We start from the raw sequence: 23,142 nt of genomic DNA, 5'->3' as shown, positions 1-23,142 counted from the left end.
ATTGTAGTATAATGGCTAGGATGGATAACAGGAAAAGAGGGTACGAATGCCTACTATACTAGTTGCTGACGACGACGCGAACATTCGCGAACTCGTCTGTTTATTTCTACGTAACGACGGATTTGATACAGCCGAAGCTGCAGACGGCAAAGAAGCGTTAGCCGTTTACGCCTCAAAGCAGGTTGATCTTGTTGTACTCGATATCATGATGCCGATTATGGATGGGTGGACGTTATGTAAAGAGCTCCGAAAAGCCAATCCGGATCTTCCCTTACTTATGCTAACTGCGAGAGGTGAAACCTGGGAGAAGGTGAAGGGCTTCGAACTGGGGACAGACGATTATTTGACGAAGCCATTCGATCCGCTGGAGTTGACGGTTCGTGTTAGATCCTTATTGAAGCGATACAAGATTGGTTCCACTCAGACGATCCAGTTCGGCAACGTCGTCCTTGATCGGCAAACCTATAAGGTGATGAGAGGAACAGAGTCATTCACGTTGCCACTCAAGGAGTTCGAATTGCTGTATAAGCTCGCTGGAACACCCGGACAAGTCTATACGCGCGAGCAGTTAATCGATCAGATTTGGGGGATTGATTACGCTGGAGACGATCGAACGATAGATGTGCATATCAAACGTCTGCGCGAACGGTTCGCGTCTACACCTGATTTTCGCATTGAGACGGTCCGTGGACTTGGCTACCGGCTTGAGGTATATGAATGATCAAATCGTTATATACACGTGTTGTTCTGACCTTTCTAGTCTCCGTGATCGGAGGCACACTGATTTCTCTATTTGTGACAACCTGGGTATTTCAAGATAAATTAAACGAAAACCTGCGAATTCCCTTACTTCGCTTTGGTCAGGACATCGCCCGGATATACGAAACCTTACCATCACGTGAAGCGGATGTTCTTATAAGTGGAATGAAGCAGCTTGATTCCTACCATATTCGAATTTACGATGAGAACGGTCAGTTTGAGTCTTACGGAGTGCTTAATGGAGAGAGCCCTGTTACCGTGACTAGGGAGCAACTGAAGAAAGTATTGGCTGGTGAAGCTGTTCAAGTTAAACCGAGTATAGGTTCTTCCAACCTCTTAGGACTACCTTTGAAAACTGAAATGGGAACGAAGGCGATGTTTGTGGAGCCGATTGTGCCTCCTACTTTGTCTTCTACGAGGAATCTGCTATTTAATTTTTTGGCGTATTCGTTAATAACGGGAAGCGTATTGATACTGGTCGCTTCTATGTTCTTAGTGAGACCGATCAAAAGGCTTACAAAGGCAACTAGGCGTATAGCAACTGGGGATTTTAATGTCGAATTGAATATTAAGCAGATGGGTGAGCTAGGTACCTTGGCTAATAGCTTCGAGGAAATGATGCACGATCTGCAGCACCTTGAGCAAATGCGTAGGGAGTTCGTAACGAATGTGTCGCATGAGGTTCAGTCTCCGCTTACCTCGATATCTGGTTATGCTATTGCGCTCAAGAAAGTAGCCCTCACAGAGGATGAACGGAATCGTTATCTCGACATTATTATTGCTGAAGCGGAGCGGATGTCCAAGATGAGCGATAGTTTGTTAAAGCTGAGCTTGCTTGAATCGCAATCCCAACAACTGCGGCTTATCACGTTCAGTCTTGACGAACAGATCAGACGTGTAATCGTGGCGATACAGCCCCAATGGTCGGCACGCAACATTAGTTTTGAACTTGATTTGAAATCAGTAATCGTATGGGCAGACCATGATCTGTTAAGTCAGGTGTGGACGAATCTCCTTGGAAATAGCATCAAGTTCTCCAAGGATGACAGTGTGATTAACGTCAGCATCAAACAAGATTTGGACAATGTAATCGTCCGAATATCCGACACTGGCATTGGTATTTCCCCCGAGGACCAAGAACGTATATTTGAACGCTTCTTTAAAGCTGATCGTTCTCACAGTCGCAAGTATGGCGGTAGCGGGATGGGACTAGCCATTGTTAAACAGATCGTATCGCTTCATAAAGGGGATATCCGAGTGGAAAGCGAACCTAGCCAAGGAACGACCTTCATCGTCACCTTACCAATTATAGTGCCGACAGAATAATTATCGTTCAAGGATATTTTGCGAGGGGTTGAACGCGCGCCTCATTGTTCATACTACGGTAGCACAGGTAAGATTTCTTGCTTGCGCTGCCGTAGTATTTTTTTTTGCCTATTCATATTTAGTTCATATTGTGGTCATGAGGAGTACATCATCGTTGGTTAAGATCTCATTAGCGAAACGTTAAGGCGACATAATAAATAGATTAGGACAGGAGAAGATGAGGGTGACACAAACAGAGGTAATAAAAACGGGGAATGAAAAGAAAAAGCATAAAGTACGTAACTTGTTGCTTAAAATATTAGGAGCAATAGTGATTTTGATCGTGCTTTTTCTAGCTGTTGTTTATACAGTTAATGTGATTAGCAACAAATCTGATCAGAAAAAAATACATCAATACGGTCAGTTAGTTCCTGTTGACGGAAAAAGTATGAATGTTTTGATCCAAGGACAAGGGAAGCAGACTATTGTACTTATCCCGGGCTTTGGAACTGGAGCGCCAGCACTTGATTTTAAGCCGTTGATTGATGAGTTATCACCATTTTACAAAGTGGTCGCGGTTGAGCCGTTTGGGTATGGATTAAGTGATGAGACCGATAAGGAACGAACTACAGCGAATATCATAAGTGAGGTTCATGAAGCCGTACAGAATCTAAACATTGACCAATATATTCTAATGGGTCACTCCATTGGAGGTATTTACGGATTGGAATATGCGAAGAAATATCCAAACGAAGTGAGTGCATTTGTAGGGGTTGATAGTAGTGTTCCTGAGCAAGGCGGTATGGATGTTAAATTCCCGATAAAAAAATTAAAGCTGCTCAAAGATTCAGGTATCATTAGATTGGGATTGCAATTAAGCGGTGACCCTTATGATGGACTGCCATTTGATGATGAGACCAAAAAACAAATGAAATTGATATCGCTCAAAAATATGAATAATTCCACTACCTTAAATGAAATGGAACATATATATCCTAACTTTGTCGCAGCCAGAGGGTTGAAATTCGACAAGAACCTTCCCATTATATTCTTTATACAAGCGAATAATACAACCGTGAAAGATTGGATTCCTCTGCATGAAGGGCAAGTTAAGGAATCTGTGCATGGAAAAGTGATGACATTCGAAGGCGGACATTATTTACACCATTCCAGATCTAAGGAAATCGTTGAGAACCTAAATTTGTTCATGGAAGAAGTCAAATAAAATAAGAAAACGCTCCGACTTTCCTCCTATAAGGAAAATCGGGGCGTTCTTTGCGCTTAAGGGCGGAAATTATTTGATGCCAATTCTCATTCGGTAGCTGATCAGTACCTCTAAGGTGCGTCCTTGAAAATGGTCTTCAACTGCAGCGCTGAAATCTGCAATGTCCTGATTGAGTAGGGTAGCGTCTTGCTTCAGAACGGTTCTTATACCCCCTTGGCTTAGAGCGAGTCCAACATAGCGCTGTGCATCGCAGGACTCAAGATTATGAAATACGATCTCTCTTGCAAAAGAGAAAGCTCCACTAGCCTGAATCCGTGACAAATGCCCTTCTTTGTCCCATTTATGTGCTCTCTCAGCATCAGGTAAGAGTGAGGCGAGCAGTTCCTCGGATTTGGAGATCAGTTGGTTGTAACGCTCTTCTACCTTCTGTTGAAGGGGGAGAGGCCAGTCGCAATCGTAGGCAGCGAAGACACCACCTGTTCTCAAGACCCGGGAGATTTCTCGAAGTGTGCTTTCAGGATCCATCCAGTGGAATGACTGTGAGCAGGTCACTATGTCTACGCTGTCCGCTGCAAGTGGAAGCTGGTTAGAATAACCTTGTACAAAAGTGATGGATTGAGGATCTTCTATCCGGCTTAATTTATCGATTGCTTTTCCCAGCATATCTGGATTCGGTTCAATGCCAATTACGTTGTCCGCGACATTCTTCCACAGAAAAGTAGACAAGCCCGTGCCGCAGCCTATATCTGCGACGACTGAAGGTGTGCTGCCTAAGTAGTCGGTCAGCAGCTTAATGATCATGGCAGGAGCTTCAGGACGGTAGCGGTCATAGTCCTCTTGAAAGCCGAGAAATCGATCGATGTTTTGTTTGCTATTGTTTTCAGGTATCATGTGATCCTCCTTCATAGAACCTATTTATAGATCTATTGTATAGCCATCGCTTCGCCATGCCAAATAATGGATCGAAGCAATCGCGGGAAATGTTACTCAGAACAAGCATAAATGCCTTCGGCGTCCTTATAAGGACGGTAAGTGTTTAAGCGAGAAATATAAGACATAAAGTATGGTGTGAAACTTATACTTTCTTATATTTTAAACAAAAATCCCCGGAGAACACCTTATGGTGTACCGGGAATTGTGGGTTATGTCTAGTTTTAAAGTGCGCTAAGAACGTTTAGCCAATGCTACCGAAGTAATGCAGGATCGATGGCAGGTACAAGTCCTTCTGCTGCAGCACGATTTAGTAAGGAGGTGATCGCAGCGTAGCCGTCATCACCTAGATTCATTGAGAAGTCGTTCACATAGAGATCAATGTGTGATTTAGCCACTTCTGGAGCCAGCTCTTGAGCGTGGCTAAGCACATAGTCTCTAGAATCGGTAGGATGATCCCACGCATATTGTAGAGAGCTGCGAATCCAGCCAGTGATGGCATCGGCATCCAGATCGCGGCGAGCAATGATCGCGCCGAGTGGAATCGGCAGTCCGGTATCGCTTTCCCACCAGCTGCCCAGGTCAGTCAGCATATTAAGACCATAAGATGCGTAAGTAAAACGGGCTTCGTGAATTACCAGTCCAGCGTCGATATGTCCATCGCGTACGGCAGGCATGATCTCATCGAAAGGCATGACGACGATTTCGCCAATCCCTCCCGTTATATGCTGTGCTGCCCATAATCTGAAGAGCAGATAAGCGGTAGAACGTTCGCTAGGTACGGCAATTCGGCGTCCGGCTAGCTTCTCGGGACGTTTAATCGCGGTTGGGCCACTTGCTGTAAGAAGCAACGGCCCGCAGCCACGACCCAGTGCACCGCCGCATGGCAGCAATTTGTAGCGCTCAAGAACCCAAGGTAGAGCGGCATAGGAGATTTTAAGGACTTCAGGTCCCTCTCCATTAGCAGCAAGCGTGTTGGTAATATCAATGTCGGCATAGGTTACATTAAGTTGTGGTGCATTCGGGACAAGCCCGTGTGCCCAGGCATGGAATACAAAGGTATCGTTAGGGCAAGGGGAAAAAGCGATATTAAGCTCAGTTGTCATTACAGCACCTCCAATAGTATAGCGGCTGCCGCCGTTAATGCTTCCATTGCATCGCCGATCTTCCAGGCGGCCCGGTCGCGGGGACCGACCGGGTTCGAAATGGCGCGGAGCTCCAGTACCGGGAGCCCCAGCGCCTCAGCGGCCACGGCAACTCCGTGGCCTTCCATCGCTTCCGCGACGGCACCAGGATGCCGCGCGATGAGGGCGGCGGCCGTCTCCGCGGTGCCGGTCGCCGTCGAGACCGTAAGCACGGTCCCCGTGCTTACGGTCAGTCCGGCCGCTGCCAGCGCGGCCGAAACAGCCTGTACCGTGCCGCGATCAGCCGGCACGGACACGCTGCCGAAGCCGAGCTCGGCAGCGCTGCGAAAGCCCTCCGGCGTCTCGGCCCCGAGGTCGGCGGCAATCATCCCGCTGGCAACGACCAGCGAGCCTAAAGGTGCCACCCCCGGGAATCCGCCGCCGATCCCGGCGCTGATTACGCAGCCGTAAGATCCGGCTGCGAGTGCCGCGGCGGTTCCCGCCGCCGCTGCTGCCGTACCTGCGCCGGCAGCAATCACATGAAACCTGTCGCTGCCTTGTAGGCCGCGCAGGACCGCGTCTCGCTCTGCGGCTACAGCTGTTACGATCAGCACGCGCCGCGCACCAGCTTGTTCCTCCACCATCAGGTTGCCTCCTTTGAGAGAAGTGAAATCGCTTACTAAATAGTCATTCGTAAAGACAAGAATACGCCGTTTTAAGGGTCAGGTCAAACTTAGAGTGATTTTCATCACGCTCCTAAAAAGTCGTAGAAAGAACATTAACAGCTCGTTAAGCACCTTATGTTATCTTTTTGGAGTGGCGAGGTTGACAAAGGTAGTGTGAGGAAGTATAGTTATCTTAACTTAAAGATATTTAATGTAAAGACATTTACTTTATATTGAACAACATCGCTGTCAAACTGGAGGTGGGAATGATGAGTAATACCGAAGAGAATGTTCGTAATACAGAGAATACTACGGAGATGGATCAGGCGTCTTCTTTAAAGTTATTTGTTGTATTATCTAAGGCTTACAGGAGCTTGATGGATCAAGCTGTGAAGGATATGAAGAGTTATGGGCTGGCATCTGCCGAGTTCATGGTGCTTGAGGTGCTGTATCACCGGACCCGTATTCCACTACAACAGATCGGGGAGAAGATTCTCGTTACGAGTGGAAGCATCACCTATAATATCGACAAGCTGGAGAAGAAAGGTCTGCTGAAACGTGTGCCGTGTAGTGAGGACAGACGCGTGACCTATGCGGAGATTACGGATGCAGGGCGTGAGCTGTTCGATAAGATTTTCCCGCGTCATGTGGCTTCGATTCATGATTTGATGCGTGGACTGGATCAGGATGAGAAGGGTCAGGCGATTGAATTACTGAAGAAGCTAGGCAAAGGTGTATAGGAGCGCTGAAACATCGTTATGAAGGGCGCTTCTATAAGGTGGGAAGCAGTTCGCTGCTTCTTGCCTCTGGAAGACAAAAATTTTTATCATATATCTTAATGTTAAGATAATTAAATCAAAGGAAATTGGAGTGGGTTAGAAATGATAAGTCTAGGAATATTATTGATGAGATTAGTGATCGGGATTGCGTTCATAGGACATGGTGCACAAAAGCTATTTGGATGGTTTGGTGGGTATGGCCCGAAGGGCACTGGTGGCTGGATGGAGTCCATCGGTATTAAACCGGGCGTTACGATGGCGGTATTGGCAGGACTATTGGAGCTGATAGGTGGATTCATGTTCGCGGCAGGACTGCTGACGCCTGTTGCAGCGGTGTTGATTGTAGCCACAATGTTGGGGGCTATCGTTAAGGTGCATGCGCCGAATGGCTTCTGGTCTACTTCGAACGGTATCGAGTTTCCGCTTACGGTATTGGTGGTTGCGGCAGGTATAGCACTTACGGGGCCGGGTTCGATTTCTCTGGATGCATTGATTTTTAATTAAGAAGGAGGTTTATTATTATGACACTTCAAACTGCAGGAATTCATCATATTACCGCTTTTGTTGGAGATGCTCAGCGCAACGTTGACTTCTACGCCGGTATTCTAGGACTACGGCTTGTGAAGAAGACGATTAATTTTGACGCTCCGGAAGTTTATCATTTATATTTTGGGAATGAAGTAGGTGCTCCGGGAACGATTATTACCTTTTTCCCTTCACCTATTGGTCGTAAAGGCAGAATCGGCAGTGGGCAAGTTGGCGTAACGACTTACGCAGTACCAGTGGGCTCTCTGTCATTCTGGGAACAGCGTCTTGCTGCATATCAAATTCCGGTTACTCTTAAGAATAGAATCTCGGAATCTTATCTATCCTTTGCTGATTATGACGGATTGCGCATTGAACTGGTGGAACGTGAGGAAGGACCTCTTAGTAAATGGTCTTTCGGAGGGGTTCCAACCGAGCATGCTATCAAAGGGTTCGGTGGTGCTGTGCTCTACAGCAACAATCCGCTGCAAACTGCAGAAACGCTTGTCCATACGATGGGAATGAAGCATATCGCTGATGGAGACGGATATAGTCGTTATAGAACTACTGGCGATTTGGGTAATATTATTGATCTGAAGACAACACCGGTTCCGCAAGGAGCAGGAGGTACAGGCACCGTTCACCATATCGCATGGCGTGCACAAGATGACGCTGAGCAGCTGGAATGGGGGCGTCATGTACAGAGTCATGGACATCATCCAACACCGGTTCAAGACCGCCAATACTTTAATGCGATCTATTTCCGCGAAAGAGGTGGAATCCTCTTCGAGATTGCTACGGATCCTCCGGGCTTTGCCCGTGATGAAGCAGTGGATGCCCTGGGTGAGAAGCTGATGCTGCCATCTTGGTATGAACCGCATCGTGCGGCTATCGAAGAAAATTTAAGTCCTTTTCAAATAAGAGAAATTGAGGTGAAGCAGGGATGATTCATGTATTCCATAAAGGTAAAGATGTAACGAAACCCACGCTTGTATTATTTCACGGGACTGGAGGCAATGAGCAGGACTTGCTGCCGCTTGCCGGGTTGTTATCTCCTGATTCATCGGTGCTAGGCATCAGAGGGAATGTGCTGGAGAATGGTATGCCGCGGTTCTTCCGACGGTTAGCCGAAGGGGTATTCGATGAAGCAGATCTAATCTTCCGTACTCACGAGATCAAGCAGTTTCTGGATGAAGCCGCAGCGCAATATGGTTTCAATGCCAACAATCTGGTAGCCGTGGGTTACTCTAACGGTGCGAACATTGCAGGTAGCCTGCTGTTCCATTATAAGGATGTTTTCCGCGCTGCAATTCTACTGCATCCGATGGTACCGCTTCGGAATATTACGCTTCCTTCACTGGAAGGAGTATCTATCTTCATCGGTGCAGGCACAAATGATCCGCTTATCGCTTCTTCGGAGACTGAGGATTTGGAGATTATTTTTCAGAAGGCAGGCGCAGAGGTTACAACACACTGGGGCAACCAAGGTCATCGCCTGAGTGTTGCTGAGGCTGAAGCCGCTAGAGATTGGTTGCAAATGCGCAGCACATCTACAAATGCATAAAATAATCAGAATAACCGCCGAATGGCGGTTATTTTTGTTACACAAGCGCTCGTAGCCCTTCATAAAAGGATTGATCAATTTACTTCCTTTACGTTAGTATGAAGAATACAAAAAAAGGCCCAAGGGTTGCTTTAGAAAGGTTGAAGTAAGGATCATGATTGGAATTCAAAATGGTAATAAGCTTGCCGCAGATGGACCCTCACGGAAGCAGAGATTACAGTTGGCTGTGATTCTCGGCTCCATTACAACGATCGGCCCGTTGTCGATTGATATGTATTTGCCGGCACTGCCTACGCTTGTCTCGGATTTCGGTACGACCGCTGCTTTAGTGCAGCTTAGTCTGACCTTCTTTTTGCTGGGGCTTGCTTCAGGTCAGTTGGTCGCTGGACCGCTGAGTGATGTATATGGTCGCCGTCGTCCGCTGCTTATAGGTATGTTCATCTACGCCGTTTCCTCAGTGCTATGTGCCTTTAGTCCTTCGATTGGACTACTGATCGTTTTGCGGTTTATTCAAGGCCTTGCTGGCTCAGTGGGGGTGGTTGTCTCTAGAGCGGCTGTTCGTGATTTATATAGTGGCTCTGAACTCACGAAGTTCTTCTCACTATTGATGATTGTGAATGGTCTCGGACCGATATTAGCACCAGTTATTGGGGGCCAGCTGTTAAGAGTGACTACATGGCAAGGGATATTCCTCGTATTATTTGCTGCCGGAATTATTTTTTGTTTAACTATTTTATTGCGCTTGCCGGAGACGCTGCCGAAGGAGCGACGCTCTAAGAGTGGACTGAAGGGTACATTGCTTACCTTCCGGGTATTGCTGGGCAACCGTAAGTTTATGGGTTATGCCTTGTCTCAAGGTTTCGTTACGGCATCTATGTTCGCGTATATCTCAGGTTCTTCTTTTGTATTGCAAAATATTTTTGCGGTTACCCCGCAAGTATATAGTCTGATCTTTGCAGTGAATGGGATCGGGATTATTATTACTGGCCAAATAGCCGGTAGACTTGCTGGAAAGGTAAGTGAGACTAAGCTGCTACTTAGTGGACTATTGCTCTGTACGATGGGGGGCATCTTGCTACTGCTAACGGTTCTAGTAGGAGGAGGACTGATCCCTATTCTGATCTGTCTATTTGCGGTTGTCTCCAGTGTAGGTATTGTCGGAGCGACCAGCTTCTCACTGGCGATGCAGGATCAAGGTGAAACTGCAGGCAGTGCCTCGGCATTAATCGGATTAATCCCCCTATTGCTGGGTAGCTGTGTAGCGCCACTTGTGGGTCTTGGGGGCGTTGAGTCTGCACTTCCGATGGCGATTGTGATGGCATGTACGGGAATTCTCTCGATTCTATCTTATGTGCTGCTGGTTAGACGAGGAAAAGCAAGCTCCTAGCAGTCTATCATTGTAACCTGGCAAGTAGTACTTTCAGCAAACTTTCAGCGGGTCTTAACGTTCCTTACTTGCAAAAGGATTATATTGGAGGTAAGGAAGGGAGGGATAACCATGAGTATATCAGCAGTCTCAGGTTCCACATCGTATACTACCTCGACATCTAGCACTACAGATACCAGTACGCTTGAGAAACAAAAAGCGAAACTGGAAGCAGAACTGGACAAGATTAATGCCAGCTCAGACGATGACAAGACCAAGGAAACGAAAACGAAGCAAATTGAGCAACAGATTAAGACTATCGAGGCACAAATCTCGCAGAAGTCTCAGAGCAGTGCTTCCTCCGCTAGCAGTGTTGTAGAGGCACCTGCCAAACCTGCGAATAATACGCTTGCTGCAGCAAGTCCGCAAGAGATAGCTACCGCAACAACGGATAGTAAAGGCAGATTTGATATTCGAGTATAAACGCTAGTTAAACCCGTGCTACATAACAGAGAGGACATCCTTTGCCGTGAGGGATGTCCTTTTTGTTGTGCAATTTTATGTGTAAACTACAGTCTCAATGTACTTTAGGTAAATAGAATTTCACTAACATTTTTTAACTATTGCAGGGATTAGGGTTGTGCTGGCAGTCTAATGTAGTAGGTGTTGATTATCATGGGTTTTTTATTCCAATAATTGTTATAATGAAATGGTTGTAAAAATTGTCTAGCACAACGTGTGTCGGCGGTAAGGGTAGGTGGCCTAATGCAATCAAAACAACAAACATTAGAAAGATTCAAAATTGTAAGGCTGTTCTTAACCATCTATCGGATTCGGGCGGTGAGAGCTCTCTTTCCAGTAGCTATCATAGCGCTGGTGTATTGGGAGGGGCAACATGAGCTGAAGCAGGTTCATTTAGGACTTATTATGCGTGAGCTAAGAAGAGTGCCTACATCTGCCGTTTTGCAAATGATCGGATTTGCACTTCTCGCAGTAGCTGTAATGAGTGCTTATGATTATTTGATACGAGCACATTTTCGTTTAAAAGTAGGGCTGTGGGACACCTTCCGTTATGCTTGGATAGCTAATACATTTAATAATTTAATTGGTTTTGCAGGTCTGGCTGGAGTGGGTTTAAGGACGTTGATGTACAAAAAAAGCGGAGTGTCAACTTCCGTCCTAACGCCGGCAATCGTATTTTTATCACCACTCATGATTACCGGGTTATCTTTACTTTCTTGGGCAAATATTTTTGGTTTACTCCCGGCAACGGCGTTGCTGGAAGAGCATCATTGGTTAGTATTTGCGGTATGGGGGATGGCGCTTTATTTGCCGTTTTTTGTGTTTGTACAGCGCTCTGCTCTTTATGCAAAGTGGATTAACCGGGGACAAGGTAGAACACCCTGGCTTACAGTAGTTGCCTCTGTAGGTGCCTCCTTTCTGGAATGGAGTTTTGCTGGCGTAACGTTTTGGACAATCAGTAGTCATCTCTTGCACGAGGTGCATTTTCCAGTTATATTCGGCATCTTTACGATTGCTGCTATCGCAGGCATCTTGAGTATGGCGCCTGGTGGTATCGGTGCTTTTGACCTTATTGCATTGCTGGGTCTTACGCAGCTTGGATTTAAAAGTGATCAGGCCATGGCAGTGCTTGTTATTTTTAGATTGTTCTATTATCTCATTCCATGGCTGATTGGATTGGTGCTGGCGGCACTGGAATTTGGTCTGCAGGGAAAAAAGGGTCAAGATCGTTCAGCTCCAGGGTTCGAACCCGCTCTTAACATTTGGCAGAGGATTTGGGGTTGGCCGGGTCAGTATACCTTTCTGAGCGATCTTGGTGTGTGGGCTCTAGGCAAGCTTGTACTAGCTAGCGGGCTTATTCTCTTACTATCAACAGCTACGCCAGGATTGTTGTACAGACTGAAGATTACAGAGGAAATATTGTCATTCTCGATCATGCAGCTCTCACATCATTTATCTGTACTTATTGGCTTTATGCTCATTTTGTTGTCGAGAGGCATTACATTACGGGTTCGTAGCGCGTACATCTGGACCAGCATTTTATTATTTTCCGGGTCTGTGTTTGCGGTGGCTAAAGGCTTTGATTATGAAGAGGCGCTGTTTCTGCTCCTAGTTGCACTCATTCTGTGGATCTCCAGATCTCGGTTCTACCGGATCAGTGCTCCCGTAAGCAGACAGAGTACGATTTGGTGGCTTGCGCTTACTTCAGTAATTGCCCTAAGCTATTATCTATTGGGCAGCCATGTCCATCGTGGATTTCTAAAGCATCTCCCGCCCGGTGTAGAGCCAGAGTGGCTACAGCGGCATAGTCATGTTGCTTTTACAGCCGTAGGGGGACTAGCTTTCTCTTGGATCATTCTTACTTTGCTGATCACCCTTAGACCCCATCGTAAACCGGAGGAGTTATTCGGAAATTTTGATATGGCAAGGCTGAAAAACTTCCTAGGTGAAGTTCAAGGCAATGCCCTAACTCATATGCTGTTTTTGGGTGATAAAAGCTTCTTCTGGGCGCAAGAAGGCAAGGTGTTGCTCGCTTTCGCTAGGGTTAGGGATAAGCTTGTAGTCCTTGGTGATCCATTGGGAGAGAGAAGTCTCATGAATGAGGCAATCAGTGAATTTAGACAAGCTGCAGATAAGTACGGTCTGGTCGTAGTTTTTTATCAGGCCACACCTGATTTCTTATCGATCTATCATGAGCAGGGATATCGCTTTTTTAAGCTGGGGGAAGAGGCATTAGTAACGTTCGATACCTTTACGCTCAGTGGCAAAAAGAACAGTGATTTGCGAAGCGTATGCAACCGTTTTGAACGGGAAGGCTATGACTTCGAAGTTGTAGAAGCACCGCACGCTGAAGATTTGCTACGAGAGCTGCGATCCGTTTCGAACGAATGGTTGAATGGGCGCACCGAAAAAGGGTATTCGCTGGGTTGGTTTAACGAGTCCTATCTACAGCTGGCTCCAATCGTGCTCCTGAGGAATGCCCAAGGGACGATACTGGCATTTGCTTCTATTGCAAATGGGTATGATCAGGGTATGACCTTATCGATTGATTTGATGCGCCATCGAAAGAATGTGCCGAACGGAACGATGGATTATTTATTTGTTCGTTTGCTAGAATGGGCGAAATCTAAGGGATATCATCGATTCAATCTAGGTAATGCCCCGCTGTCCAGTGTGGGTGAGAATGCTGGGGCCTTGAAAGAGGAGAAGCTGGCCCATCTCGTATTTAAAAGAGGGGGGCATTGGTACGGCTTTGTCGGACTTCGCCGCTATAAAGAAAAATTCAGCCCGGAGTGGGAACCGCGTTACTTGGCTTATCCGGCTTCTATAGCATTGCCGATCTTAACACTTGATCTGGTGAGGTTAGTATCCCGCCATCCAAGGGCGGAGGAATAGAGTGAGACGTGCGTGGAGTCTCTATGTACATTGGCCTAACCAAAGAAGAGGGTGCCGTCTCAAAGTAGTTTTAGCTACTTGGGTACGACCCTTTTTTTGCGTTGAAGGTTAATTGAAGTTTCAAATGATGGTTTGAGTGAAACATCAATACAACAATTAGGGAATTTCTCCCTGAAATTCTAAGATTACTGGTCATTAGATTTATAATTAGGGAAAATATCCCTAAAATTCATCTGATTTGGTGGGAAATCAAGGCATTACCCTGATTTTTAGGGAGGAATTCCCTAATTTCGTTGATTGTAAGCGAATATCGAATATTTTTAGGGAGCTTTTCCCTAATTAGTGTTAAACCCACTCTGCCCACCGCAAAAACGCCCACCGCACATCCCCGCTGCATATCCTCATCATCGTCTGCCATCATTACCCAATCTGAAAAGGTTTAATGGTAAAGTGAGATCTTTACTTGGACTATTCCATAAAATAGATGAAGCTGCCCCGTAAGCAGCATTCACTACTTTCGAGAGCAGCCTCATCTATTTTGAGTAACACAACCTTTATTTTTCGTCGGCTTTTTCATCAGGCAGAGCCCAGACAGATACGCTGCCACCGTTGACCGGGAAGGTCGCCCAGCCATCTTTTTCAATCGTTATAGTCGCCTTGTAATTATGAGTGAAATCTACCCATGCTTCACCCGCGCGTTGTTCCCCTACGAACATTCTTTTCTGACCGTTCTCACCGTTACTAATCACAACCGCACAGCCGGAGCGTTCGATGTCTTTCACGCCGAGTCGTGTCCAGCCAATCGTGTTGGGATGATCGAAATAATCCTTCTGCTCACCATAGGCTTTGTGATAGCGGGTAAATAGCAGCGGGTCAATCGCCTCTTTTTTGCCTGCGACAGGTGTAGGTCCCTCGATCCCATAATAATCTCCATAAAAGACCACAGGATATCCGTCGCGTCGCAGTAGGATAAGTGCATAAGCACTTTGCTTAAACCAATCATCTACCCAAGATTCCAGAGCTTCATGGGGTTGAGAATCATGATTGTCAACGAACGTTACAGCATTGGTAGGATGGGTCTGCACCAGTGTGTCGTCGAGGATTTTGGTTAAATCAAAGTTTCTACCCCCCAAGGAAGCTGAATGCAGCTTGTAGTGAAGGGAGACATCGAAGAGGTCGATCTTATAATCGACGGTATTTAGAAATTGTCGGCAGGATTCTAAATCCGAATTCCAGAACTCGCCCACGATATAGAAATCCTTCTCACATTTATTCAACATTTCTACCGCGAATTGTTTCACAAACTCATGGTTGATATGCTTGATGGCATCTAAGCGAAAGCCGCTGCAGTGGAGCGTGTCCACCAGCCATTTTCCCCATTGAATCATTTCTTTTTTGACTTCTGGATGACTGTAATCAATATTTGCGAACATTAGATAATCGTAGTTGCCGAACTCGTCATCAACATTCTGGTTCCATGTTTTATTCTCGCCTGCGATACGGAATACACCTGTTCGCCCCGACTTGGCGTCGAAGTCAGTGCCGTTAAAATGATTGTGATTCCATTTAAAGGAAGAGTGTTCATCACCGCGGCCGGGGAAGGTGAATTTAGTCCAGCCCTCAATCTCGAAAGGCTTGGAGATTTCTTTCATCCGGTCATTAGGGTCGACCTCGATCACCTGGAAGACTTCCTTTTCATCCGCTCCTGCCTTGTGATTCATGACCAAATCAACGTATACGGCAATGCCGTTTTTTTGACATTCCGAAATGGCTTCAATTAGTGCTTGTTTGGTGCCATATTTGGTGCGTACCGTACCTTTTTGGTCATATTCGCCCAGATCGTATAGATCATACACGCCATAGCCTGTATCGTCGGCGGAGACGGCCTTTGTCACAGGAGGTACCCAAACAGAATCAATGCCTACGGCTTTTAGTGCGGAAGCTGTTTCTTTCAGGCGATCCCAGTGTTTCCCATCCGCAGCGACATGCCATTCAAAAAATTGCATCATTGTATGGTTCCTCATTATTTCTTGCGCCTCCATATTCATAAAGCGAATTTTTTCTACACTCTGATTAGATTTTCAGATAACTCTTATTAAACGTAAAAACAGACTATGAAAAATAAGGCCGGCTGATGAATGCGCTGGGAGGGACAAAGATGCGATTTATATAGGCTTGAAAAGTGTAATTTCTGACCTCTGGGAGAGGTGGACAGCATTGCGTCCGTTTCGTTTGGAACTGTACAGAGCATGGTCAGCCTCTGACAGTAGCTCTTCTAGAGTGGCTTTAGGACTTAGGGCTTCTACTACTCCGAAGCTGGCAGTCACGTTAATGGACCCGATGAGCGTATACAAGACACTTTGTTCAATATCTGCGCGGATAGTTTCACAGAGTTGTGCGGCTTGCTTCAGCGACGTATCTGGCAAACAGATCACAAATTCCTCACCGCCATAACGTCCGAAGATGTCACCCTCCCGGATATGTTTGTTGCATACCTCGACAATGTGCTGAAGGGCTTGATCTCCATATTGATGTCCGAATCGATCATTAATGCTTTTGAAGAAATCTACATCCAGCAAAATAATTGATAGTGAACTCCGATTGCTCGCGGCCTGAACAAGAAGCCCTCGGCTCAGCTCCAAAAAGTAGGTACGGTTATAAATCCCCGTCAGACTGTCCATCGTAGCCAATTGACGGAGCTTATCTTGAAGCAGTATTCGTTCAGTTACGTCAATCAGCATGATCATTTGTCCTGCTATGTATCCCCCTTGTTTCTGTACGGGAGAGGATCGAATTTGGTAGTAACAAATCTCGTCTCCTTTGATCCATGCAACTTCCCGTTCTTCGCGTAGCAGTGGCTCTGAATCCATAACATAGGACAAGGCATCTTTGCCGGCATTAAGAAACAGTTGAGCCAGCGGTTTACCAATCGCCGAGGAATTAAGTCCTTCTATCATATCCGCGGCTGCGCGATTGTAATCGACGAGCATGTCCGAACGATCGGTGACAAGCACCCCATCTCGCATGCTTTCGAACAGATTCTCACGGGCGATAGGCGCAGCTGTTAGCATACCTCTTGATAGGATAGCCCATATATATAGGGTGGAAGTGATACTCATAATGATGGGAACGGGATCCATCCCGTAGGGAGTCAGGCCCATTAAATATAAAAAAGAGCCTAACGTTGGAAGGCTTAGTCCAATTAGAATGGTAACGATTTGTCTCCGGTATACCCGTTTCATCCGGTTCCACTGCCATAACATAAGGCAGATAGCTGCCAGTAGACAGCCAAAAGTAAAGCTGCCGTGAACGATATACCAAGGTCCCATCACTACATCAACTAGTGGGGAGGGCGTATTGTCTCGCAAATAAATGGATTTATAGAAGAGGTGGTGGTAATCATTGGTCCACACCATCAGTGTTGTGATGAACGGTATTATATACAGCGCTGCTCGCATGCCCTTTTTAATTAGACTCTCCAGCCCTACGAAATGCATCACCATAATAAGGCTGGCGGGCGCTATAAAAGGCATCCCCAGGTACTCTACTTTAATCCAAAAACTCATTTCCTCCAGTGTTTTGCCCGACAGCTCTAGTGCGAAGCCGAAGGTATAAATCGCGGAAGTGAAGGAGCTTATAACAAAGGCTCTAATTCCTAAGAAATCCGTTTTTTTATAATAGGCGAAAAGGGCTAGTAAAACGCTCAGGACACCAGATATAGCCACAATAACAATATAATTCGAAATTACAGATCCCATGGGTCTATTGTCTCCTACTGAGGAAAGATATGGATAAATATTACCACAAATCTACAAATATTTAAAAATCACTTCATTTGAAACTCGAATAAATGTCCCCCTAGACAAAATGACGTGATTTAGTGGGAGCTATTTTACTAATTGTCTAATGAGAGTCCAGTGAGCAGCGTGTAACATGTTAGTTAATACTACACAACAGAAGATTTTAACTCGACACACTCTCTAATGAGTCAGATTAATTAACATTAATTGCATAGCTTATTTTGATAAGGGGGGGGCTGAGGATGTCATTACTCGCGACAAATATTCCTGAAATTCAGCTGGAAAATGTTGAAATGCGCTATAGGGCAGAAGCTGCGGAAGTGCTTGCACTGCATCAGGTGAGTCTTGATATTGCAAAGGGGGAGTTCGTCTCACTGCTCGGACCTTCAGGATGTGGCAAAACAACGCTTTTGAGACTGATGGCCGATCTCATCGCGCCAACGGGCGGGAACATTGTAGTCGCTGGAAAAAGTGCTAAAGAGGCAAGGCTGGCGCAGAAATATGGCATTGTTTTTCAAAGTCCTGTGCTGTATGACTGGCGGAAGGTGAAGCATAACATCACATTGCCACTGGAACTGATGGGAGTTAAAAAGTCGATCCGTGAAGAGAGGGCGCTGGAGCTTCTTGATCTAGTGGGCTTGCAGAGCTTCGCGGATAAATACCCTTGGCAGCTTAGTGGGGGGATGCAGCAAAGAGTAGCGATTGCCAGAGCGCTATCGATGGAGCCGGAAATTCTACTGATGGATGAACCGTTCTCTGCACTGGATGAGTTTACACGTGAGCGTCTGAACGAAGAACTGTTATCTGTCTGGAGCAAGGTGCAGAACACGATTGTCTTCGTAACACATAGTATTCCTGAGTCGATATTCCTCTCTGACCGGGTGTTTGTTCTTTCCCCGCATCCAGGTCGCTTATCCGCTGTGGTTGAAATTCCTCTGCCACGTCCGCGAACGGCGGAAATGAGAAACAGCCCAGAGTTTTTCGAACTGATCGCAAGTATTCGCGACAGCTTTGAAGGGGTGTAGGGATGAAAGGGGGCAGTATCTTTGTACGGGGTCGCCTGCTGCCGTTGTTTGTCTGGATATTTGGTTTGCTGCTAGTTTGGGAAGGAGCCTCCTGGATGCTGCTCCATGTAGTGGAGACACCGTTAGCTCAGTCCAAGTTGCCCTACGTTCATGAGGTGCTATCCACGCTGTGGAAGTATAGTGGCACGCTTCTGAAGGAGGGGGCTGCCACCTTTGGCAATGCTGGTGTTGGCTTCCTGATTGGTGCGGTGGCTGGTGCTTCACTGGCGGTGCTAATGAGCTTGTCGAAGACGATAGAGCAGTTAACTTTTCCTTACGCTATCGCCTCGCAGATGATTCCGATCCTGGGGCTGGCGCCGATCATTTATGGGATTGTGAGAGATGAGCAGACTTCACGGATTATTATTTCGGGTTATATTACATTCTTCCCAGTGGCTCTCAATATGCTGCGCGGCTTGCGAAGTGTGGATCCTTCCGCGCTGGAATTAATGCATTCTTATGCGGCAAAACCTTGGGCGGTCTATTGGAAACTCAGATTTCCAGCGGCCCTGCCGGGTTTGTTCGGAGGGCTTAAGATTGCTGCTCCGCTCGCAGTGACTGGTGCTATCCTGGTAGAGCTCATGGGTGCGCAGCACGGGATTGGCGTAATCATGCTGCGTAATCTCTACTACGGCAGCTCTCATACCTACATGTTCTGGTCTACGGTGATTGTCGGCGCTTTGTTGGGGATTGTAAGTTACTGGTTGATCAGTCTGATAGAACGTTTGGTGGCGCCGTGGCAGCCTGAATTTCGACCGAAAGGAGGTAGCCGCTAATGGAAACCAACTCCGTTCGGGAGGCTTCATTTATAGGCTCTACTAGTAAAGAGGTGGCCCAGCCGGTATTAACGGCTACGCAGAAGAATGTTGCAACAGGCTCGAAACCTGCGGTAATTGCCAAGCGTAAGGGCGGCTCGCATGGCCTGAAGAGGATTTTTAGCGCAGGGGTGCTGCTGCCTGTATTGGCGGGGGTGTTGTTTCTTGGGCTATGGGAGTTCGAATTCTTTCATAAGATCTTTGATCTGAAGAAATATCAGCTGCCGTTGCCCACAGCAATTGCCACGACCATGAGGGATAATTTCAGCATGTTGCTATCCTATACCGGATACACCCTTACTGAGGCTGTGCTGGGAATGTTGGTTGGTTCTGCTATCGGATTTCTGATCGCTTTAGCTGCTACGGCGTGGCCGCGTTGGGGAAGTGGAAGTTTAACTTTGGTTGCTGCTCTAAATGCTGTGCCCATCGTCGCCCTCGCGCCCATTATGAATCTGTGGTTTGGAGATGGGATAGGCTCACGAATTGCCATAGTAACAGCAACTACAATGGCAGCGATGTCGATCAACGCCTATAAAGGCATGGCGGCGATTGATCCATTGGCGCTGGATCTGATGCATTCCTACGCGGCAGGTAAGCCGGCAGTGTTTCGTTATCTGCGGATTCGCAATAGCCTGCCCTATGTATTTACAGCACTGAAGATCAACGCGACGGCGAGTATGATTGGCGCCATTGTTGGGGAATTCTTTTTCTCCTCAAAAGGGCTTGGGTATCTGCTCTCCAATTCCATTAAAGTTGCCAAAATGCCGCTGGGCTGGTCATGTATCGTTCTGGCCGCAATTGCCGGCGTGCTCTTCTACTTAGTGGTTGAGCGGCTGGAGAAAGTGTTCATCAAGTGGCATCCTTCGCAGCGTACTTAATCTCACACTCATTACATCCAGCTATAGTGGGAATGGAAGAGAGAAACCGCCCACGGCTGTATGCATAAACGCACCACGATGATTGTCCATACTGTGCTGTCTTGAAATATAAGGATTTATAAGTTTCACACTATACATCATCCTTATATTTCTCGCTTAAACGCTTATCGTCCTTATAAGGACGACGAAGGCGTTTACGCTTGTTACAAACTTAAATTACGATAGGGGGAGTTCGATTGATGAACGGGAAAAAACGCAAATTTCGTGGTGGTTTGTTGGCAATCGTGATGATGTTGAGTGTTTCTTTAATGGCGGGTTGCGGTGGCAACAATAATAACTCGGCAGCTGAAGCTACGACTGCCCCTGAAGCATCAGCAGCTCCTGACGCAAGTGCTGCTACTGAACCGGCTGCTGATCCAGTTACGGTGAAGCTACAGCTGAAATGGGTGCCGCAGGCACAATTCGCTGGATATTTTGTGGCGCAGGATAAAGGATATTACAAGGAAGAAGGACTAAATGTAGAGATTCTGCCGGGAGGTCCGGATATTGTTCCAGAGCAGCAAGTGGCTGGGGGCTCCGCAGATATCGGTGTTGGCTGGGTAGCAAGCTTGCTTCCAAGTCTTGAGCAGGGAATGCCACTCGTGCAAATTGCTCAAATCTATCAAAAGAGCGGATTGGTCCTGGTCTCCAAAAAATCGGCGGGCATCAACTCAGCCGCTGATCTTAAGGGTAAAAAAGTCGGCAACTGGATGGGCGGCAACGAATTTGAACTATTAGCGTTATTCGATAAATATAAGTTCGATCCGAATAAGGATCTAAGCTTTACGAAGCAAGGGTTCACGATGGATCAGTTCTTGGGCGATCAGATCGATGCGGCCTCAGCGATGACCTATAACGAGTACCAAGTAGTGTTGGAGTCAGGCGTTAAGGCTGAGGATCTGAATGTCGTCGACATGAATACAGAAGGCGTTGCAATGCTTGAGGATAACTTATTCGCCAATAAAGAATGGCTTGCGGAGAATAAGGAGACTGCGGCGAAGTTTGTTCGCGCCTCATTGAAAGGCTGGAAAGACGCCATTGCAGATCCTGCAGCTGCGGTGGACAGTGTAATGAAGCAAGCGGAAGACGGCAGTACTACTAAGGAGCATCAATTGACGATGATGACCGAGGTTGCCAAGCTGATTCTACCGGAAGGCTTTGACAGTGCGAAAATGGGATATACCGATGCAGCGGCCTTTCAACAAACGGCTGATATTTCGCAAAAGTTCGGTGTTATTAAAGAGCCAGCTAAGGTGGATGAGGCTTACACGAACGAAATCGTAGAAATGGCAGCAAAATAACAAACCGAACTTATAGTTATAATAGATGGCCGCCCGTTCTGGCGGTCATCTATTGTAATCAGCAGTCCATCTGTGCATCTGAAATAGAGAAAGAGGTGCGAGTTATGTCTCTCCTAGTGAAACAAGTCGAGAAGGTTAAGAATTATGTGAATGGAGCTTGGGTAGAGTCGTTATCCGGACAGGAAGAAGAGGTATACAATCCGGCGACCGGCGAAGTGATTGCCTATGTACCTATATCAAATAAAGAAGAGTTGGGTGTGGCGGTCGAGGCTGCGGCAACAGCGTTTCATTCGTGGAAAAAAGTCGCTGTACCGCGTCGCGCACGCTATTTTTTTCAATATCAACAGCTACTGGTAGAGCATTGGCATGAGCTGGCTGAGTTGATTACGCTTGAGAATGGTAAGAATCTGGAAGAGGCGCAGGGTGAGGTGCAGCGCGGCATTGAGTGTGTTGAATTTGCCGCAGGCATCCCCACGTTAATGATGGGCAGCCAGCTTCCGGATATTGCTACTGGAATTGAATCCGGGATGTACCGCTATCCGCTAGGAGTTATTGGTGGGATTGCTCCGTTCAATTTTCCGATGATGGTCCCTTGCTGGATGTTTCCGCTCGCCATTGCTTGCGGGAATACCTTTGTGCTGAAGCCTTCTGAGCGTACGCCGCTGCTGGTTAATCGGTTAACTGAACTATTTGCTGAAGCGGGCTTTCCGCCCGGTGTGCTGAATGTTGTTCATGGAGCGCATGAGGTGGTAAACGGGCTGTTGGAGCATGAGGAAGTGAAGGCGATTTCGTTCGTGGGTTCGCAGCCGGTAGCGGAATATGTATACAAGACAGGGACGGCGCAGGGGAAACGAGTGCAGGCGTTAGCAGGAGCTAAAAACCATTCGATTGTGCTGCCTGACGCAGAACTGGATAATGCGGTGAAAAATATAATTGCTGCTGCGTTTGGCTCTGCGGGTGAGCGGTGTATGGCTTGCTCGGTTGTGGTAGTCCATGAGGCTATCGCTGACGAGCTAGTGAGTCGCCTGGTAGCGGCTGCGGATGAGCTTAAGATGGGTAACGGCGCCGCTGACGGGGTGTTTTTGGGGCCGGTAATTCGCCAGTCGAATAAGGATCGGACTCTTTATTACATTGAGACTGGTGAAGCTGAACAAGCCGAGTTAGTGAGAGATGGGCGGAAAGATGCTGCTGTGGGCGGTGTGGGTTATTTTATCGGACCGACGATATTTGATCATGTACAGCCGGGAATGACCCTCTGGAAGGATGAGATTTTTGCACCGGTGTTGTCTGTGATCCGTGTGAAGAGTTTAAGTGAAGCTATTGCGGTGACGAATCAGTCTCCATTCGCGAATGGGGCGTGCATTTACACAGATAGCGCTAAAGCGATCCGCGAGTTCCGGGAAGAAATTGATGCAGGAATGCTGGGTGTGAATCTGGGTGTGCCTGCGCCCATGGCCTTTTTCCCCTTCTCGGGTTATAAGAAATCATTCTATGGAGACCTGCATGCCAATGGCCGTGATGGGGTGGAATTCTATACGCGTAAAAAGATGATCACTGCCCGTTATTAGAGAAAATGAGCTGCTGAG

General features: G+C 47.0%; 20 protein-coding genes. 15 read left to right on the top strand and 5 right to left on the bottom strand.

The features are described from left to right. Nucleotides 1-46 precede the first annotated feature (46 nt). The 3 genes from MHI27_RS29440 (at nucleotide 47) to MHI27_RS29430 (ending at nucleotide 3,289) form a co-directional block, all read left to right on the top strand. The gene (locus MHI27_RS29440; protein ID WP_042192701.1) at nucleotides 47-721 is read left to right on the top strand and encodes a response regulator transcription factor; all 675 of its coding nucleotides are present in this window, start codon (nucleotides 47-49) and stop codon (nucleotides 719-721) included. After that, on the top strand, nucleotides 718-2,085 hold the full coding sequence (locus MHI27_RS29435; RefSeq protein WP_339243909.1) for a HAMP domain-containing sensor histidine kinase: 1,368 nt from the start codon (nucleotides 718-720) through the stop codon (nucleotides 2,083-2,085). Before MHI27_RS29440 ends, MHI27_RS29435 begins: the two co-directional genes overlap by 4 nt. A 223-nt stretch (nucleotides 2,086-2,308) precedes the next feature. After that, nucleotides 2,309-3,289: an alpha/beta fold hydrolase gene (locus tag MHI27_RS29430; RefSeq protein ID WP_042192697.1), complete on the top strand. Its 981-nt coding sequence runs from the start codon at nucleotides 2,309-2,311 to the stop codon at nucleotides 3,287-3,289. Nucleotides 3,290-3,358: 69 nt separating this feature from the next. Here MHI27_RS29430 and MHI27_RS29425 read toward each other — a convergent pair whose 3' ends face one another. From MHI27_RS29425 to MHI27_RS29415, 3 genes are all read right to left on the bottom strand, one after another. Then, a complete protein-coding gene (locus MHI27_RS29425) occupies nucleotides 3,359-4,180 on the bottom strand; it encodes a class I SAM-dependent methyltransferase (protein ID WP_405175243.1) in 822 nt (273 codons plus the stop codon). Between the two features lie 293 nt (nucleotides 4,181-4,473). Next, nucleotides 4,474-5,325, bottom strand: a complete 852-nt coding sequence (locus MHI27_RS29420) for a 1,4-dihydroxy-6-naphthoate synthase (RefSeq protein ID WP_042192692.1) — start codon at nucleotides 5,323-5,325, stop codon at nucleotides 4,474-4,476. Further along, a complete protein-coding gene (locus MHI27_RS29415) occupies nucleotides 5,325-5,987 on the bottom strand; it encodes a futalosine hydrolase (protein WP_405175242.1) in 663 nt (220 codons plus the stop codon). The genes MHI27_RS29420 and MHI27_RS29415 overlap by 1 nt, the downstream gene beginning before the upstream one ends. A gap of 290 nt (nucleotides 5,988-6,277) precedes the next feature. Between MHI27_RS29415 and MHI27_RS29410 the strand changes: the two genes are divergently transcribed. The 7 genes from MHI27_RS29410 (at nucleotide 6,278) to mprF (ending at nucleotide 13,659) form a co-directional block, all read left to right on the top strand. Continuing rightward, on the top strand, nucleotides 6,278-6,748 hold the full coding sequence (locus MHI27_RS29410) for a MarR family winged helix-turn-helix transcriptional regulator (RefSeq protein WP_405176816.1): 471 nt from the start codon (nucleotides 6,278-6,280) through the stop codon (nucleotides 6,746-6,748). Between the two features lie 141 nt (nucleotides 6,749-6,889). Beyond that, complete coding sequence (locus MHI27_RS29405; protein ID WP_076297968.1) at nucleotides 6,890-7,291, top strand: DoxX family protein; 402 nt, start codon at nucleotides 6,890-6,892, stop codon at nucleotides 7,289-7,291. Nucleotides 7,292-7,308: 17 nt separating this feature from the next. Continuing rightward, nucleotides 7,309-8,259 (top strand): ring-cleaving dioxygenase, encoded by a 951-nt coding sequence (locus MHI27_RS29400; RefSeq protein ID WP_405175241.1) that lies wholly within the window; start codon nucleotides 7,309-7,311, stop codon nucleotides 8,257-8,259. Beyond that, a complete protein-coding gene (locus tag MHI27_RS29395) occupies nucleotides 8,256-8,876 on the top strand; it encodes an alpha/beta hydrolase (RefSeq protein ID WP_076297966.1) in 621 nt (206 codons plus the stop codon). The genes MHI27_RS29400 and MHI27_RS29395 overlap by 4 nt, the downstream gene beginning before the upstream one ends. Before the next feature lie 154 nt (nucleotides 8,877-9,030). Further along, nucleotides 9,031-10,263 (top strand): multidrug effflux MFS transporter, encoded by a 1,233-nt coding sequence (locus tag MHI27_RS29390; RefSeq protein WP_405175240.1) that lies wholly within the window; start codon nucleotides 9,031-9,033, stop codon nucleotides 10,261-10,263. A 111-nt stretch (nucleotides 10,264-10,374) separates the two neighbouring features. Beyond that, nucleotides 10,375-10,725 (top strand): FlxA-like family protein, encoded by a 351-nt coding sequence (locus tag MHI27_RS29385; protein WP_042192675.1) that lies wholly within the window; start codon nucleotides 10,375-10,377, stop codon nucleotides 10,723-10,725. A gap of 282 nt (nucleotides 10,726-11,007) precedes the next feature. Then, on the top strand, nucleotides 11,008-13,659 hold the full coding sequence (gene mprF / locus MHI27_RS29380) for a bifunctional lysylphosphatidylglycerol flippase/synthetase MprF (RefSeq protein ID WP_405175239.1): 2,652 nt from the start codon (nucleotides 11,008-11,010) through the stop codon (nucleotides 13,657-13,659). Nucleotides 13,660-14,213: 554 nt separating this feature from the next. Here the strand turns inward: mprF and MHI27_RS29375 are convergent. Continuing rightward, nucleotides 14,214-15,686, bottom strand: a complete 1,473-nt coding sequence (locus tag MHI27_RS29375; protein ID WP_405176815.1) for an alpha-amylase — start codon at nucleotides 15,684-15,686, stop codon at nucleotides 14,214-14,216. 138 nt (nucleotides 15,687-15,824) lie between these two features. Continuing rightward, the gene (locus MHI27_RS29370) at nucleotides 15,825-17,417 is read right to left on the bottom strand and encodes a histidine kinase N-terminal 7TM domain-containing protein (protein ID WP_405175238.1); all 1,593 of its coding nucleotides are present in this window, start codon (nucleotides 17,415-17,417) and stop codon (nucleotides 15,825-15,827) included. 284 nt (nucleotides 17,418-17,701) lie between these two features. Between MHI27_RS29370 and MHI27_RS29365 the strand changes: the two genes are divergently transcribed. The 5 genes from MHI27_RS29365 to MHI27_RS29345 all read left to right on the top strand — a co-directional run bounded on the left by MHI27_RS29365 (nucleotide 17,702) and on the right by MHI27_RS29345 (nucleotide 23,124). Further along, nucleotides 17,702-18,484, top strand: coding sequence for an ABC transporter ATP-binding protein (locus MHI27_RS29365; RefSeq protein WP_076284892.1), 783 nt, complete (start codon nucleotides 17,702-17,704; stop codon nucleotides 18,482-18,484). Between the two features lie 2 nt (nucleotides 18,485-18,486). Continuing rightward, nucleotides 18,487-19,299 (top strand): ABC transporter permease, encoded by an 813-nt coding sequence (locus MHI27_RS29360; RefSeq protein WP_076284891.1) that lies wholly within the window; start codon nucleotides 18,487-18,489, stop codon nucleotides 19,297-19,299. After that, nucleotides 19,299-20,216: an ABC transporter permease gene (locus tag MHI27_RS29355; protein WP_405175237.1), complete on the top strand. Its 918-nt coding sequence runs from the start codon at nucleotides 19,299-19,301 to the stop codon at nucleotides 20,214-20,216. Before MHI27_RS29360 ends, MHI27_RS29355 begins: the two co-directional genes overlap by 1 nt. A gap of 239 nt (nucleotides 20,217-20,455) precedes the next feature. After that, on the top strand, nucleotides 20,456-21,556 hold the full coding sequence (locus MHI27_RS29350) for an ABC transporter substrate-binding protein (RefSeq protein ID WP_405175236.1): 1,101 nt from the start codon (nucleotides 20,456-20,458) through the stop codon (nucleotides 21,554-21,556). A 104-nt stretch (nucleotides 21,557-21,660) separates the two neighbouring features. Continuing rightward, nucleotides 21,661-23,124 carry a CoA-acylating methylmalonate-semialdehyde dehydrogenase gene (locus MHI27_RS29345; protein ID WP_405175235.1) on the top strand — a complete coding sequence of 488 codons (1,464 nt, stop codon included), beginning with the start codon at nucleotides 21,661-21,663 and terminating at the stop codon, nucleotides 23,122-23,124. Nucleotides 23,125-23,142 lie beyond the last annotated feature (18 nt).

Origin of the sequence: Paenibacillus sp. FSL H8-0261, assembly GCF_045040645.1 — a bacterium.
Taxonomy (GTDB): Bacteria; Bacillota; Bacilli; order Paenibacillales; family Paenibacillaceae; genus Paenibacillus_AQ.
This window is presented reverse-complemented; position numbering and strand designations above follow the sequence as displayed.

Coding starts and splice junctions, on each gene's coding strand:
- MHI27_RS29440 (WP_042192701.1), top strand. CDS start 47: ATGCCTACTATACTAGTTGCTGACGACGACGCGAACATTCGCGAACTC.
- MHI27_RS29435 (WP_339243909.1), top strand. CDS start 718: ATGATCAAATCGTTATATACACGTGTTGTTCTGACCTTTCTAGTCTCC.
- MHI27_RS29425 (WP_405175243.1), bottom strand. CDS start 4,180: ATGATACCTGAAAACAATAGCAAACAAAACATCGATCGATTTCTCGGC.
- MHI27_RS29420 (WP_042192692.1), bottom strand. CDS start 5,325: ATGACAACTGAGCTTAATATCGCTTTTTCCCCTTGCCCTAACGATACC.
- MHI27_RS29415 (WP_405175242.1), bottom strand. CDS start 5,987: ATGGTGGAGGAACAAGCTGGTGCGCGGCGCGTGCTGATCGTAACAGCT.
- MHI27_RS29410 (WP_405176816.1), top strand. CDS start 6,278: ATGAGTAATACCGAAGAGAATGTTCGTAATACAGAGAATACTACGGAG.
- MHI27_RS29405 (WP_076297968.1), top strand. CDS start 6,890: ATGATAAGTCTAGGAATATTATTGATGAGATTAGTGATCGGGATTGCG.
- MHI27_RS29400 (WP_405175241.1), top strand. CDS start 7,309: ATGACACTTCAAACTGCAGGAATTCATCATATTACCGCTTTTGTTGGA.
- MHI27_RS29395 (WP_076297966.1), top strand. CDS start 8,256: ATGATTCATGTATTCCATAAAGGTAAAGATGTAACGAAACCCACGCTT.
- MHI27_RS29390 (WP_405175240.1), top strand. CDS start 9,031: ATGATTGGAATTCAAAATGGTAATAAGCTTGCCGCAGATGGACCCTCA.
- MHI27_RS29385 (WP_042192675.1), top strand. CDS start 10,375: ATGAGTATATCAGCAGTCTCAGGTTCCACATCGTATACTACCTCGACA.
- mprF (WP_405175239.1), top strand. CDS start 11,008: ATGCAATCAAAACAACAAACATTAGAAAGATTCAAAATTGTAAGGCTG.
- MHI27_RS29370 (WP_405175238.1), bottom strand. CDS start 17,417: ATGGGATCTGTAATTTCGAATTATATTGTTATTGTGGCTATATCTGGT.
- MHI27_RS29365 (WP_076284892.1), top strand. CDS start 17,702: ATGTCATTACTCGCGACAAATATTCCTGAAATTCAGCTGGAAAATGTT.
- MHI27_RS29360 (WP_076284891.1), top strand. CDS start 18,487: ATGAAAGGGGGCAGTATCTTTGTACGGGGTCGCCTGCTGCCGTTGTTT.
- MHI27_RS29355 (WP_405175237.1), top strand. CDS start 19,299: ATGGAAACCAACTCCGTTCGGGAGGCTTCATTTATAGGCTCTACTAGT.
- MHI27_RS29350 (WP_405175236.1), top strand. CDS start 20,456: ATGAACGGGAAAAAACGCAAATTTCGTGGTGGTTTGTTGGCAATCGTG.
- MHI27_RS29345 (WP_405175235.1), top strand. CDS start 21,661: ATGTCTCTCCTAGTGAAACAAGTCGAGAAGGTTAAGAATTATGTGAAT.